This is a genomic window from [Actinomadura] parvosata subsp. kistnae, assembly GCF_900323885.1.
GTDB lineage: Bacteria > Actinomycetota > Actinomycetes > Streptosporangiales > Streptosporangiaceae > Nonomuraea > Nonomuraea composti.
On record NZ_OOHJ01000021.1, the window covers coordinates 121,557 to 134,585 of the forward strand.

Sequence of the window (13,029 nt, forward strand, 5' to 3'; positions counted from 1 at the left end):
CGCACCCGTAAGTGTCCCTCGGCGGGCAGTTACCTCGCGCCTGCTCCGGGAGCAGCATCGGTGGGCGCGGCACTCGACCCGACGACGATCGCAAGGGAGCGCCCCATGAGCATCACCGCGAGAAGATCGGCTCTAGCGGGCCTGGCGGCCGTGCTGCTCTGGGCGGTGCTCCCGTCCGGTGCGGGTGCGCAGAGCGGCGCGGCGTACGGGTGGACGCCGGTCGGCACCGTGGACCCGCAGCACGTCATCTCGGCCGACACCCAGCTCGTGCTCTACGGCGTGCACGCCTTCACCGCGAGCAACGTCGCCTTCAACCCGGACGTCATCCCCGCCTCGGCGAGTCAGCTCGTGGTGCCGTACGTGCGGGTGCCCGACGGTAACCCGCACACCTACCGCCTGCGCTTCCACCTCAACACCACCAACGCCGCCGCCACGCAGTACCAGCTCATCACCCCGAACGGCGGCGGCACGCAGAGCGCGAACGTCTCCGGGGGCGCCATCACGCTCGACTTCAGCGTCAGCGTCGACCTGACCGGGACCGGGTGGATGTACTGGTCGCTGAAGAACAGCGGCGGCCACCAGTGGGTCTTCACTTCGTGCGAGATCGACGAGCAGACGCCCTGAGCCGGCGGACGGCCTCGCACGCGATCGGCCGCTCGCCACGTGGGCGACGACGGGCTCGTGCGGCGGCGATCCGCCGGCCCGGGTTCGGGAGCGTGGCCGGTGCTCGTTCAGGGTGACGCGCCGGCGGCCCGCGGACGGTGAACGAACCGCCGGATCGCGTTTCCGGCGCCCACGCGAATGCCGGCCAATGTCTCCCTTCATGCCTCGACTGCCAGGCCCGCCAGGAAATCGGACCTGCGCGCGAAAACGGCTGGCCCGCGACGACGAAGTGCGGCGACAGTCGCATGATGAATGTGGTCAGCACCGACAAGGTTCCGGCGGCAGAGCGTTTCACGTTCTGGCGGGAGGTGAGTTCAAAGGCCTGGATGCCCAAGGACGCACACTGTGAAGCGCATCTCGCGGCGCGTTTCCGCGCCCAGGTCGCGATCGGCGAAATGGGCCCGGTGCAGTGGACGCTGCTGACCACGACACCGTATTCGGTACGGCGCACGCCCGAACTCATCCGCCGATGCGATCCCGAGACTTTCCTGCTGAGCTGCACCATACGCGGCCATGTCGTAATGGAGCAGAACGGCCGCCAAGCGGATTTCGCCGTGGGCGACCTCGGGCTTTATCACTCCTCCCGTCCCTACCTCGGCAGGCTCCTGCCTGCCGCCGAGCCGAGCCGGTTGCTGATCCTGAGCTTTCCGCGCTCGTCACTGCCGTTGCCGCCGCGCGACCTGCATGACCTGACCACGGTCCGCATGCCCGGTGACCGCGGCATCGGCTCGCTGTCGTCACGGATCCTGCGGCAGCTGGCCCGGCACCTGCCGAAACTCTCCGATACGGAGACCTCCCGGCTGTCCACGCTCGCCCTCGACGTCCTGACACTGGCGCTGGCCGACGCGCTCGGCACCGAGGGCCTGGTCCCCCCGCACGCCAGGCAGCGGGCGCTGACGACCCGGATCCACGCCTTCATCCACGACAACCTGAGCGACCCCCGGCTGACGCCGGGCACGATCGCCGCCGCCCATCACATCTCCCGTAGCTACCTGCACAAACTGTTCCGCCGGCAAGGCCGCACCGTCGCCGGCTACATCCGCGAACGCCGCCTGGAGCGGTGCCGCCGCGACCTCGCCGACCCCCTCCTGGCCGCCCATCCCATTCACGCGATCGCGGCCAGGTGGGGATTCACCAGCCCCGCGCACTTCAGCCAGGCCTTCCGCGACGCCTATGGCCTCTCCCCGCGCCAGTTCCGCCGCGACAGCGGCACAGTGCACCCGGACTGAAGCAACCGTGCACGCAGGCGGAAGGACAAATACGACCGCGCAGTGCACGCTTTTCAAAAGGAACAGCGACGCGCACGAGAAAGACCGGCGGTCATGACATTCCCGGTGACCGCGCCGCGGTTCAGGAAAGAGCATCAGCGATGCTCGCTCTGTATCCGATACTCGCGATAACGGCACGGAAAGCGGCGAAGAAGGCTTTCCTGTCGCGGGCCGGCACGGAGCGCATCCCCGTAGCTGAATGAGGGCCGCCTCGTGCGCCAGCGGACAGTCCATTCCGGGGCTTTGCGCCCCCTCCTCGAAAGGGTCGACCATGTTCCGACTCCGGCTGGCAGCCGCCATCCTGGCCGCCCCCCTGCTTCTCCTCGGCACCGTGGGAAGCGCGTCAGCGAGTCCCCGCAGCGACGCTTCCGGCGCGATGTACCCTCCCGGTACTCCCGGACCGTTCAGGATCGCCAATCACGGCTCGGGGCTGTGCCTCGACACCGGCTCGTTCGGCAGCAGCGTCTACGTGGGCCGATGCAACGGCGACGACGCCGGCCAGCGGTGGGGCTGGTGGAACGGCGGGTGGCTCATCAACCTCCAGCTCGACCAGTGCCTGGCCGCCGTGACCATCAGCGGGGCCGTTCAGGCCCGGCTGCAGCCCTGCGTCGACTACCCGTTCCAGCACTGGACCCACCAGAACTTCGCCATCCTCAACACGAGCACCGGCACCAACCGTTGCCTCCAGCCCGCGGCTGCCGTGGAGGGCGCGAACGTGGCGCCCGTGACCTGCCGCACCACCTCCTCGCAGGGGTGGAGCGTGACCTACTGGTAGGGGCGCCGAACTGACGGCTCAGCGCCCTCGCCGCTCGCCTGGTCGCCGGCCGGAACCGCCAGCACCAGGCGAGCCGGCGGCAGGACCGACGAAGGGCCTTCCGGACGGTTCGCCGCCACGCGCTCACCGTGACGGCCGTCGGGGACGCGCGAGGTGGGCAGGGCGCTCCCTGTCGTTGCCGACTCCGGTGTCCTTCTGGCCGCCGCCGGGCTCCAGCAGCGCTGTCAGCCGGCGCGGAGTTCCCTGATGACCGCGAGGGCGTCGTCTCTCAGGCCGACGGGACAGCCCCAGTAGTCGTAGATCCCACCCCTGGCGCGGTTGCTGCCGCAGACGCGCCGTCGTGCACGACGAGCTCGGCCGCTGCGATCACGCGCCGGAGCCGGGCCTCCGTCTGTTCCGCGGTTTCCACACTGACGCTCACCATTGGCGGACCTCCTATGGCGGAGCACAACGTCCTCCCCGGCGCGCTGATTCCGGTCGCGTCCGAACGGCGGGCCGGCTCCTGTGTCATGCGCCCTCCCGGGGGTCGCCGGGCGATCACCCAAGCTGTACGGACTTGTACGGATGATTCGGCGGTCGTTGCGGATCGGGGGCACGACATGTCCCACTTCTTCTCGTCCGGTGCGGCCCTCGACTCTGTCCTCCGCGAACATCGCGGCGGCCGGCGCCCCAGATGTCGTTGGCCCCCGCGAAGGGCGGCCCCGAGTCGCCCAGCGCGGGTTTGACGCGGTCGGCGGCGAGCTCGAGGGCGCGGGCGGCGGTTACGCGCTTCATGGCGCCGATGACCAGGCCCTCCGCCCTCGGCCCTGATGCCGCGCAGCGGCACCGCCGAGATGTCCACGACGTGCGCGGGGGTGACGACCTCCAGCGTCGGACGCACCGCACGAAGCCCGAGAAGGGGTGCGCGCCTCGTGCCGCCGCTCCGGGAGCCCGGTGAGATCGCTACCGTCGAGGGCAGGCGTACCGGAAGAGAAGGGTGTGGCGGGCGGATGAGCGATCGCGACGAGCTGGTCGTGGCCTTGGTCGAGGAGATGCCGCGGTTCGTCTCCGCGTCCGTGCGGTTCCAGGTGGCGGTGGCGCACCAGCTCGGCATGCCGGTGACCGACGTCCACGCCCTGGGGGCGCTGCTGGAGACCGGGCCCGTGGGCGCCGGACGGCTGGCCGAGCTCATGGGGATGACGACGAGCGCGATCACCCGGCTGGTCGACCGGCTCGAACGCGGCGGCTACGTGCGCCGGGAACCGGCCCCGTCGGACCGGCGGCGGGTGGTGCTGCACGTGGTCCCAGAGCGGGTGGCCGAGATCGGCGCGTTCTACGAGCCGATGGGCGCCCGCTGGCGGGACCAGGTGGACCGGTACTCGGCCGCCGAGCTGCGTTTCCTGCTCGGCTTCCTGCGGGAGGGCCGCGCCCAGGCGGAGGAGGAGACCGCCGGCCTGCGCCGTACGGGCCGCTCGCACGGCACCAGGAACCGCCGGTCTCAGGGACAACCCTGACGAGCCCCTGATAAGTGCTCGAAGCAGTAGTTGCTTGAAGCAGCTACTGCTTGAATCGGCGCGTCGGACGGGATCGGCCCGTCGCCCGAAAGGATCACTCATCATGAACAGCACCCTGCGCACCGCCGCCGCCCTCGCCTGTGCCGGCGCGGTCGCGATCGGCGCCCTCGCCCCCGCCGCACCGGCGACCGCGAGCGCCGGCGGCCCGGCCCGGTCGTCGTGCGCCGCCGGCCTCAGGTCGATCGAGGCGATCCCGGAGCGGCACATCGCCGCCGCCTGGAAGGCCAACGACGCCGGGGCGTTCGCCGCGCAGTTCGCTCCGGACGCCACGTTCGTCGTGCCCGGCCCGGGCGGCGTGTACCTGAAGAACCGCAAGCAGATCCTCGCCTACATGACGCAGGGCTTCGCCGGGCAGCTCAAGGGCGTCACCTCGACGGCGAAGGTCGTCAGCGCCCGCTGCGTGACGCCGGACGTGGCGGTCCTGGTCTCCACCGGCGGCCTCGTCTTCCCGGGGGAGAGCGAGCCGCCGGCGGACCGCATCGGCGTGCAGACGTGGACCATCGTCAGGAAGGGCGGGCGCTGGCTGGCCGCCGCCTACCACAACGCCAGGGGAGTCGACCTGAACCCCGCTTTCTGACCGCCGGAGATCCCGGGGGCGCTGGTGACGGTCGCCCTGCCGGTGGCTACTCCACGAGGCAGGCGGGCCAGCCGCGGTCGAGGAGGCGGGTGACGACGTCGAGGGTGTGGCGGGCGTCGGCGTCGAGGGTGTTGGCCAGGTCGGGGATCTGCAGGACGTAGCGGGCCAGGAGCCGAGCGGACAGGTCGTCGTGTGGCAGGGCGGCCTCTTGGGCGACGGCCTCGGTGAGCGGCTGCTGGGCCACGGTCCAGGAGTGCAGCGCGTAGTCGCGCAGCTCGGGGGTGACGCGGATGATGTCGAGCGCGCGCCGCTGGTCGGGGGTGGGATCGGAGGCGAACGGGCCGCGCCCGGCCATGTGGTCGCGGACGGCCTCCAGGACGCTCTGGCCGGGCGCGCGACCGTGAACGGCGTCGACCAGGGCGGCGATGTGCCGGCTGCGGTCGCCGGGGAAGACCAGGCTGGCCTTGCCGTCCGGGAAGTACGCGAACAGGGTGGCGATCGAGGTGCCGGCCGCCTCGGCGATCTCGCGGACGCCGACGCCGTCGTAGCCGCGGGCGGTGAACAGCTCCAGCGCGGCCTCGGTGATGGCCTTGCGGGTGGCGGCCTTCTTGCGTTCGCGCAGCCCGGGCGGGCGGGCCGGAGACGCGGACGTCGCCCGCGGCGGGCGGGCCGGAGACGCGGGCGTCGCCCGCGGCGGGCGGTGCGGCGGCACCTGGCGTTCGGGGGCGGGCCAGCCGCAGGCGAGCAGGGCGAAAGCGGCGTCGATCTCGGCGCGCGGGTCGTCACGCTGCCAGGGCTGCGTGCGGTCCAGGACGAACCGGGCCAGCGCGCGGGCCGCGACGCCGGCGCCGGGGGCGTCCGGCCCGGCATGGCGGATCTCCTCGGCCAGCTTCTCCTCGTGCCGCAGCCACATGCGGCGGGCGTAGTCGCTCAGTGCCGGCGTGCGGGCGACCAGGTCGTGGAACGCGGCGGCGGCCGGGTCGGCGGTCGCCGCGCAGGCATGGGTCAGCAGCCAGTCCCGTAGGCCGTCCAGGACTGATCCGCCGTCCGGACGGTCGCGCACCGCGGCGATCAGACGGGCCTGGACGTCGTCCTCCTCGTCGAAGACCAGGGACTCCTTAGTCGGGAAGTGCTTGAACAGCCCGCTCATCGACACGTCCGCGGCCTCGGCCACGTCCTTGACGGCAACCCGGTCGAAGCCGTGCTCGAGGAACAGCTCCAGCGCGGCGTCCGCGATCGCCTGCCTGGTGCGGGCCTTCTTGCGCTCCCTGCGCCCGGTCGTGGCCTCGATCATGCCCCTAAGTCTAGGGCATTGCCCGAAACGACTCCTTCAGTAGAGTGGTTATAGTTTCTGAACGACCACACAAGTAGTGTCGTTAGACAATCCCCACCAAGGGAGCACCGCCATGACCACCCACCACCCCATCGCGATCATCGGCGCCGGGCTCAGCGGCCTGACCCTGGCGCGGGTCCTGCACCTCCACGGCATTCCCGCCACCGTCTTCGACCTGGAGCCCGACCGGCACGTCCGCACCCAGGGCGGCATGCTCGACATCCACGAGGACTCCGGGCAGGTGGCGCTGCGTGCCGCCGGCCTGCACCGGCCGTTCCGGGCGATCATCCACCCCGGCGGGCAGGCCATGCGCCTGCTCGGCCGCGACGCCGCCGTCGTCCTTCAGGAGGAGGACGACGGCACCGGCGGCCGTCCCGAAGTGGACCGCGGCCGGTTGCGCGACCTCCTGCTCGACTCCCTGCCCGGCGGCACGATCCATTGGGGCGCCAAGGCCACCGGCGCCCGGCCGCTCGGCGACGGCCGCCACGAGGTGAGCTTCGCCGATGGCCGCACCATCACCACCGACCTGCTCGTCGGCGCCGACGGCGCCTGGTCCCGCATCCGTCCCCTGGTCTCGCCCGCCCGCCCCGCCTACACCGGCATCTCGTTCGTCGAGCTCGACCTGCTGGAGGCCGACACCCGCCACCCCGGCAGCGCCGCCCTCGTCGGCGGCGGCTTCTTCATCGCCCTGGACGGCGAGCGCGGCTTCCTCGCCCACCGCGAGAGCGACGGCAGCCTGCACGTCTACAGCGCCCTGCGCGCCGGGCCGGACTGGCTGGACGGCATCGACTTCACCGATTCCGACGCCGCCAAGGCCGCGCTGCTGGCCCACTTCACCGGCTGGGACGCCGCCTTCCACCAGCTGATCGCCGAGGCCGACGGCCCGCTCGTGCCGCGCCGCATCCACGCCCTGCCCGTCGGTCACTCCTGGGCGCGCGTGCCCGGCGTCACCCTGATGGGGGACGCCGCGCACCTGATGTCGCCGTTCGCCGGCGAGGGCGCGAACCTCGCCATGCTCGACGGCGCCGAGCTCGGCCAGGCCATCGCCGACCATCGCGGTGACGTCGAGGCCGCGCTGGCCGCCTACGAGAAGGCGCTCTTCCCGCGCGGCGAGGCCGCCGCCGCCGAGTCGGCCGCGTCCCTGGAGCTGATGTTCGGCCCCGACCCCGTCACCCGGCTGGCGCGGATGTTCACCGGCCGCCCGCAGAACTGACCCCCACGCCTGGAAGGACCCATCATGATCACCATCGCTGTCGTTCTGGCCAGCACCCGACCCGGTCGGCGCGGCCAGGCCGTCGCCGAGTGGGTGATGAAGCACGCCGCCCAGCGCGCCGACGCCCGCTTCGAGCTGGTCGACCTCGCCGATTTCCACCTGCCCGACCTGGACGAGCCGGTGCCGCCCGCCGCCGGCCGCTACACCCACGACCACACCCGCACCTGGGCCCGCACCGTGGCCGGATACGACGGCTTCCTGTTCGTCACCCCCGAGTACAACCACTCCGCGCCCGGCAAGCTGAAGAACGCCCTCGACCGCGTCCACGCCGAGTGGCACGACAAGGCGGCCGGGTTCGTCTCCTACGGCATCGACGGCGGCGTGCGCGCCGTCGAAGCGCTGCGTCCCGTCCTGGGCGCGCTGCGGATCGCCGACGTGTCCGCGCAGGTCGCGCTCAGCATGCAGCACGACTTCACCGGCTTCACCGACTTCACGCCGGGCGAGCACCAGGCGGCCCGGCTGGCCACCACCCTCGACCAGCTCGTCGCCTGGTCCACCGCGCTGGCCACGCTGCGCACCCCGGCTTGAGCCGGGGTGTCTGTTCGGGCCTGCGGTTCTCGTCATTCCCATGACGGGGCCGCACAGGGCGGCTCCGCCCGTACGAAAGGAGGGAGCGGCACGATGGGCACCATCAGCGTGTTCGAGAGCGTCAGCCTGGACGGCGTCATGCAGGGGCCGGGGCGCGCGGACGAGGACACCAGGGGAGGGTTCCGGCACGGCGGCTGGGGCGTGGGGTACGCCGACGAGGTGACCGGGCGGTTCGCCGGGTCGGGGACGGCACGCACCAGCGCGCTGCTCTTCGGCCGCCGGACCTACGATGACCTGCTGGGATACTGGACGTCGGTCGCCGAGCCCAACCCGTTCACGCAGTCGCTGGTGAACCAGCGCAAGTACGTCGCCACCCGCCACGAAGGCACCCGCCTCGCCTACCCCGGCTCCACGCCGCTGGCAGGTGAGGCCGCCGAGACGGTGGCCCGGCTGAAGGCCGGGACCGGCGGGGTGATCACCGTGCTCGGGAGTGGCGAGCTGGTCCGCTCGCTGCACAGGGCCGGGCTCGTCGACGAGTACGTGCTGCTCATCCACCCCATCGTGCTCGGGTCGGGGACCCGGCTGTTCGGCGACGGCGAACGCGGCGACCTCGTGCTGGAGGAGTCGGTCACGTCCACGACCGGCGTCGTCATCGCGCGCTACCAGGTGAAGTGAGGAAGGATCTCGGCATGCGCTACATGTTGCTGTTCCATTACACCGAGGAGAGCGAAGAGTCGATCGGGGCCGAGAGGATGGCCGACGGCATGCGGGCGTTCGCCGGCTACGCCGCGACGCTGGAACAGGCCGGGATCCTCGTGTACGGGCAGGTGCTGCGTCCCTCGTCCGCCACGACCACGCTCACCTGCGCCGACGGGGAGCCGCGCATCCAGGACGGCCCGTTCGCCGACACCAAGGAACAGCTCGGCGGTTTCGTCGTCATCGACGTCCCCGACCTCGACGCGGCGCTGGAGTGGGCCCGGCAGGCGCCGCCGGCCGCCTGGGGGGGTACGGTCGAGATCCGGCCCGGCGCGGTGCACATCGAGGCCGGTATGTGGGTCCCGTCATGACCGGCGAGCGGCCGGCGCAGGTCGCGGAACGGGTGGCGCGGGCGTCCTTCGGCAGGCTGGTCGCGTTGCTGGCCGAGTCCACCGGCGACCTGCAACTCGCCGAGGACACCCTGGCACAGGCGTTCGAGCAGGCCCTGACCAGGTGGCCGCGAGACGGCGTACCGGACAACCCGGAGGGCTGGCTCCTCACGGTCGCCCGCAACCGCCAGCGGGACTTCTGGAAGTCCGCCGCGCACCGCCGCTCCGCCCCGCTGGAGGAGGCCGCCGACGGCGGCGGCGCGGCCGGCCCGCTGGACGAGCTCGACGCGGACGCGATCCCCGATCGGCGGCTCGCCCTGCTCTTCGTCTGCGCGCATCCGGCGATCGCCCCGAACGTCCGCACGCCGCTGATGCTGCAGACCGTGCTCGGCTTCGACTCCGCCGACATCGCGCGGGCGTTCGCCGTGCCCGCCGGCGCGATGTCGCAACGGCTGGTACGCGCCAAGCGCCGGATCCGCGACGCCCGGATCCCGTTCGCCGTCCCCGGCCGGCAGGCGATGCCCGAGCGGCTGGCGCCGGTGCTGGAGGCGGTGTACGGCTGCTACGCCCTGGCCTGGCCGCGCCGCGGCGACGGCGGGTCGCTCGCCGGCGAGGCCCGCTATCTCGCCGTCACCGCGGCCTGCCTGCTCGGGGACCAGCCGGAGGCGTGGGGACTGGCCGCGCTGCTCACCCTCGCCTCCGCGCGGGCGACCCGGCCGGACCGCCCGTTCCTGCCGCTGGACGAGCAGGACCCCTCCGACTGGGACCGGCGCCTCATCGCCGAAGGCGAGCAGTACCTGCGCAGGGCCGAACGCCCCGGCCGGGCACCTGGACGGTTCCAGCTGGAGGCGGCGATCCAGGCCGTCCACTGTGACCGCGCCCGCACGGGCGTAACGGACTGGCAGGCGCTGCGCACCCTCTACGCCGCGCTGGTCGCGGTCGCGCCCAGTCTGGGCGCCCGCGTGGCGCAGGCGGCCGTCGAAGGACGCACCGAGTCGCCCGCGCACGCACTCGGGCTGCTCGACGCCCTGCCGCCCGAGCGGGAGCGGTTCCAGCCGTACCTCGCGACACGGGGGGATCTGCTGGCGCGGCTCGGGCGGCACGAGGACGCGGCGGCCGCGTACGCGCGGGCCGCCGCCCTCACCACCGACCCGGCGGTGCGCACGTTCCTCGACCGACGCGCCACAGAGCTGGCCGCCGCGGCGTGCCGGCCCAGTCCTTGAAGAGCCCGGCCAGGTGCGGCGGCCGACATCTTCAACCGGGCGGCACGCCCCAGCGACCTCGCAGACCCCTGCCTGGGCCGTGCGCCGACCCGGCGGACGGGCAGCCAGGCCCGGATCCGCCGGCTACCGCGGCCGATTGACCCCGGACGTTGGACTACCGCGGTTGGTGGAGACGAACATCCACTCAGCGGTTGACGACCGGCGAACGCCCGGTGGCTACCTTCGTCATGAAGTCGGTCATCGTCCGTTGCGGGACGGGTTCGCCGGCGCGCGTGCCATCCAGCTCCGCCGATGTTTCGCTGCGGAGCACCGGCCGGCCAGAGGCGGGCTGTTTCTCCGCGGGCCCGTGAGGCTCGCCGGGGAAAGGGGCTGGAAATGGCCGCTTGGTGGGGGCGGGTCCGTCCGCGGCCGGCCGGGATCGTGGTGGCGGGCGCGGTGCTGGCGCCGGTCATACCGGTTCCGGCCGCCGCGGCGGATCCGCCGGCCGGGGTGACGTACCGGGGCGGCTGGCGCACCCGGTGCCGTTTCATCGAAGCGACGATGTTGGCCACACCCCGCGAATAGGTGGTGATGGGGTTGCTTGTGACATCACGAGAACCGCGCGCCGTCCGTCGCGTCACAGAACGGACGGGCCGTAACCGGTGGCACCGGAAACGTCGGCGCCGGCGAGCCGGTGCGGACCCGTCCGGCGATCGACGGCGGCGCCGCTCAGCGGCTCGCGCAGGACGTCCCCGGTCTCGATGACCGCGGTCAGCGGGCGTTCGGGCATGAGGCCCATCCGGCGGAGCCAGTGCGTGCTGCCCAGCCCGCCCGACGCGCAGCAAGAGCCTCAGAAGGACGCGTTGGTCATCGTGTACCAGGTCGGAGCGCAGGCCAGCAGGGCCAGCGCGACGAGGACCGCGAGCGAGGCGAAGACGCGTGCGGCGGTGACGGGTGCGGCTGCGACGGGCCGCAGCTTCCACCGTCCGGCCGTGATGACCGCCGTGACGCCGCCCAGCAGGAGGTTCGCCGGCACCAGGGCGTATTCGCCGCGGATGATGTGAAAACCGGCCGCGAGGATCATCGTCAGTGTCAGGCCGGCGGCGGCGAGCGGCGTCAGCATCGGCCTGACCTTCGCCATCGCCGGCAGGATCAGGCCGATGCCGCCCAGCACCTCACAGACCCCGATGAAGACGATCAGCGGCTGCGGTACCGCGGCGTACCACGCCACGGCCCGGGGCGCTGCCGCGTACAGGGCTTCGTCGTACAGCAGCACCTTGCCGAAACCGCTGCCGGCGAAGAAGAAGCCGATCAACGCCTGGAGTGACCACAGCGCACCGTTCAGCGTGAACCTCGATCCGCGCTTCCTGCGCTGCTGCTCCCTGTCCTCGACGGCGAGCAGGTTGGTGCTGACGTGCCCGTTCATGCTCTCTCACTTGCCTTTCTCCGTTGGGGGGCGGCGACGGTGGCCGCTGCTGTGCTGCCTCGCGACCGCTGTTTGCGTGTGCTCAGCTTTCCGCCCGGCCTGGCCGCCGCACATCCGTGCCGACCACGGATCGTCAGTACGGACCGCTGGCACGGAGGACCGGCACGGAGGGGGCTACGGAGTGGAGATTCGCGCGGCGCGCTGCACGGCCCCCGAGGCGCGGCGTCCCGTGGGCGACGGCCGGACTGCCGTGTCACAGAACGGGCGCCTGTCTCGTCCCGGGGTAGCGGAGACCGGCGCCCCTCGTTGAGTCCGGCTCTCTCCGCGGACGAGAAAGGGAGATGTCGTGATCCTGGTAACCGGCGGCACCGGAAACGTCGGCGCGGACATCGTCGGCCAGTTGCTCGACGCGGGCGAGAAGGTACGCGTCATGACCCGCGATCCCGGCGGCCGGTGCGGTTCGAGGAGCAGTCCCGCGCGCAGCTAGAGGTCGCGCACCTCATAGGTCACCTCTTCGAAGAACGTGAACACCTTCGCCCAGTTCCGTAGTGTGGCCTCCACCCCGACGTGCTCGAGCGGCGGCTCGACGTCGAAGGACACGACGTCCGTCGCGTAGAGCCGCCTGAGGCCTTCGAGATCCTTGGCGCGGATCCCGTCTATCAACTTGCCGATGTGCTCCCGGATCGCTGCTTCGCTCACCGTGCGTCGCGCGGTCATCGTCACCCTCCCTGCGCCGGTCAGGCCCGTGTCGCGCCGAAGTCGGCCGCACGGTGGGCGACCCATTCCGCGTACGTGCAGGCCGGTCGCCTGGGGCCCGGCCCACCGTCGGCAGCACGGGCTCCGCCTTGCCGACCCGCGCCGCGAGCCCGTCCATGAGCTCGGCGATCACCGGCGCCGGCATGCCGTGACGGAGCATCTCCTCGCTCCTGCGCGTTCCAGCAGTTCGGTGGTCGCCTCCCACAGGCGCCGCTCCCGGTCCCGGTCGTGGGCGACCGGCCGCACCTCGGTCAGCCTGGTCTTCACCACGAACGCGCCCTCGCGCAGGTGCGCCCACTTGCCGTCGAGGGCCATCGCGGCCAGCAGCGGCCCCGAACGTTGCGGCCTCGACACTCCCGGTATCCGGCCCAAGGCGCGGCTCATCACCTGAAGCGCCTTCGGAGCGCCACGGCCCAGTGCGGTGCCGGGCATCCAGCCCGGTTCGAACACCGACACGTTGATCCCGGTGCCGGCGCGCCGCTGCAGTTCATGGGCGTAGTACAGGATCGCCAGCTTGGCGTTGGAGTAGGCGACGCCGGACGCGGCCATCCCCGGGGCCCGCTCACCGGTGGCCGGACGGGCGAGTTCGG

The 13,029-nt window shown here is 72.3% G+C and carries 17 protein-coding genes and 1 pseudogene; 11 read left to right on the top strand and 7 right to left on the bottom strand.

The features are described 5' to 3' along the window. Positions 1-105 precede the first annotated feature (105 nt). The 3 genes from KIS93_RS42645 to KIS93_RS42655 all read left to right on the top strand — a co-directional run bounded on the left by KIS93_RS42645 (position 106) and on the right by KIS93_RS42655 (position 2,706). Entirely contained in the window at positions 106-624 is a 519-nt protein-coding gene (locus KIS93_RS42645) for a hypothetical protein (protein ID WP_155126989.1), read from the top strand. A gap of 293 nt (positions 625-917) precedes the next feature. Next, positions 918-1,892: a helix-turn-helix domain-containing protein gene (locus tag KIS93_RS42650; RefSeq protein WP_222107846.1), complete on the top strand. Its 975-nt coding sequence runs from the start codon at positions 918-920 to the stop codon at positions 1,890-1,892. 415 nt (positions 1,893-2,307) lie between these two features. After that, entirely contained in the window at positions 2,308-2,706 is a 399-nt protein-coding gene (locus KIS93_RS42655) for a ricin-type beta-trefoil lectin domain protein (protein ID WP_186404751.1), read from the top strand. A 224-nt stretch (positions 2,707-2,930) separates the two neighbouring features. Here the strand turns inward: KIS93_RS42655 and KIS93_RS69245 are convergent, their stop codons facing one another. Both KIS93_RS69245 and KIS93_RS69250 read right to left on the bottom strand, forming a co-directional pair. After that, positions 2,931-3,155 (bottom strand): DUF6196 family protein, encoded by a 225-nt coding sequence (locus KIS93_RS69245; protein WP_418115082.1) that lies wholly within the window; start codon positions 3,153-3,155, stop codon positions 2,931-2,933. Continuing rightward, positions 3,047-3,799 (bottom strand): annotated as a pseudogene (locus KIS93_RS69250) (hypothetical protein); the annotation flags it as partial. The pseudogene KIS93_RS69250 and the gene KIS93_RS69245, both read right to left, overlap by 109 nt. Here KIS93_RS69250 and KIS93_RS42660 point away from each other — a divergent pair. Both KIS93_RS42660 and KIS93_RS42665 read left to right on the top strand, forming a co-directional pair. Then, entirely contained in the window at positions 3,696-4,199 is a 504-nt protein-coding gene (locus KIS93_RS42660) for a MarR family winged helix-turn-helix transcriptional regulator (protein WP_186404752.1), read from the top strand. The pseudogene KIS93_RS69250 and the gene KIS93_RS42660 sit on opposite strands and share 104 nt — an antisense overlap. A gap of 103 nt (positions 4,200-4,302) precedes the next feature. Next, positions 4,303-4,836: an SgcJ/EcaC family oxidoreductase gene (locus KIS93_RS42665; protein WP_080038361.1), complete on the top strand. Its 534-nt coding sequence runs from the start codon at positions 4,303-4,305 to the stop codon at positions 4,834-4,836. A 46-nt stretch (positions 4,837-4,882) separates the two neighbouring features. On the opposite strand, the gene KIS93_RS66190 is transcribed toward KIS93_RS42665, so the two are convergent. Next, a complete protein-coding gene (locus KIS93_RS66190) occupies positions 4,883-6,130 on the bottom strand; it encodes a TetR/AcrR family transcriptional regulator (RefSeq protein ID WP_230466131.1) in 1,248 nt (415 codons plus the stop codon). A 112-nt stretch (positions 6,131-6,242) separates the two neighbouring features. Here KIS93_RS66190 and KIS93_RS42680 point away from each other — a divergent pair, with 112 nt between their 5' ends. From KIS93_RS42680 to KIS93_RS42700, 5 genes are all read left to right on the top strand, one after another. Next, complete coding sequence (locus KIS93_RS42680; RefSeq protein WP_080038362.1) at positions 6,243-7,382, top strand: FAD-dependent oxidoreductase; 1,140 nt, start codon at positions 6,243-6,245, stop codon at positions 7,380-7,382. A gap of 24 nt (positions 7,383-7,406) precedes the next feature. Next, positions 7,407-7,970, top strand: coding sequence for an NADPH-dependent FMN reductase (locus tag KIS93_RS42685; RefSeq protein ID WP_080038364.1), 564 nt, complete (start codon positions 7,407-7,409; stop codon positions 7,968-7,970). Between the two features lie 93 nt (positions 7,971-8,063). Further along, positions 8,064-8,645 (top strand): dihydrofolate reductase family protein, encoded by a 582-nt coding sequence (locus tag KIS93_RS42690; RefSeq protein WP_080038365.1) that lies wholly within the window; start codon positions 8,064-8,066, stop codon positions 8,643-8,645. 14 nt (positions 8,646-8,659) lie between these two features. Continuing rightward, positions 8,660-9,037: a YciI family protein gene (locus KIS93_RS42695; protein WP_080038366.1), complete on the top strand. Its 378-nt coding sequence runs from the start codon at positions 8,660-8,662 to the stop codon at positions 9,035-9,037. Next, the gene (locus tag KIS93_RS42700; RefSeq protein ID WP_080038367.1) at positions 9,034-10,278 is read left to right on the top strand and encodes an RNA polymerase sigma factor; all 1,245 of its coding nucleotides are present in this window, start codon (positions 9,034-9,036) and stop codon (positions 10,276-10,278) included. Before KIS93_RS42695 ends, KIS93_RS42700 begins: the two co-directional genes overlap by 4 nt. Before the next feature lie 616 nt (positions 10,279-10,894). Here the strand turns inward: KIS93_RS42700 and KIS93_RS42705 are convergent. Both KIS93_RS42705 and KIS93_RS42710 read right to left on the bottom strand, forming a co-directional pair. Next, positions 10,895-11,047, bottom strand: coding sequence for a hypothetical protein (locus tag KIS93_RS42705; RefSeq protein ID WP_155126992.1), 153 nt, complete (start codon positions 11,045-11,047; stop codon positions 10,895-10,897). 60 nt (positions 11,048-11,107) lie between these two features. Continuing rightward, positions 11,108-11,683, bottom strand: a complete 576-nt coding sequence (locus KIS93_RS42710) for a DoxX family protein (protein WP_080038369.1) — start codon at positions 11,681-11,683, stop codon at positions 11,108-11,110. 346 nt (positions 11,684-12,029) lie between these two features. On the opposite strand from KIS93_RS42710, the gene KIS93_RS42715 reads away from it, so the two are divergent. Beyond that, on the top strand, positions 12,030-12,170 hold the full coding sequence (locus tag KIS93_RS42715; RefSeq protein WP_155126994.1) for an NAD-dependent epimerase/dehydratase family protein: 141 nt from the start codon (positions 12,030-12,032) through the stop codon (positions 12,168-12,170). On the opposite strand, the gene KIS93_RS42720 is transcribed toward KIS93_RS42715, so the two are convergent. After that, a complete protein-coding gene (locus KIS93_RS42720) occupies positions 12,167-12,400 on the bottom strand; it encodes a YybH family protein (protein WP_230466132.1) in 234 nt (77 codons plus the stop codon). The genes KIS93_RS42715 and KIS93_RS42720 overlap by 4 nt on opposite strands. A 168-nt stretch (positions 12,401-12,568) precedes the next feature. Continuing rightward, on the bottom strand, positions 12,569-13,029 hold a 461-nt coding region (locus KIS93_RS42725; RefSeq protein ID WP_222107847.1), incomplete at its 5' end, for a Rossmann-fold NAD(P)-binding domain-containing protein.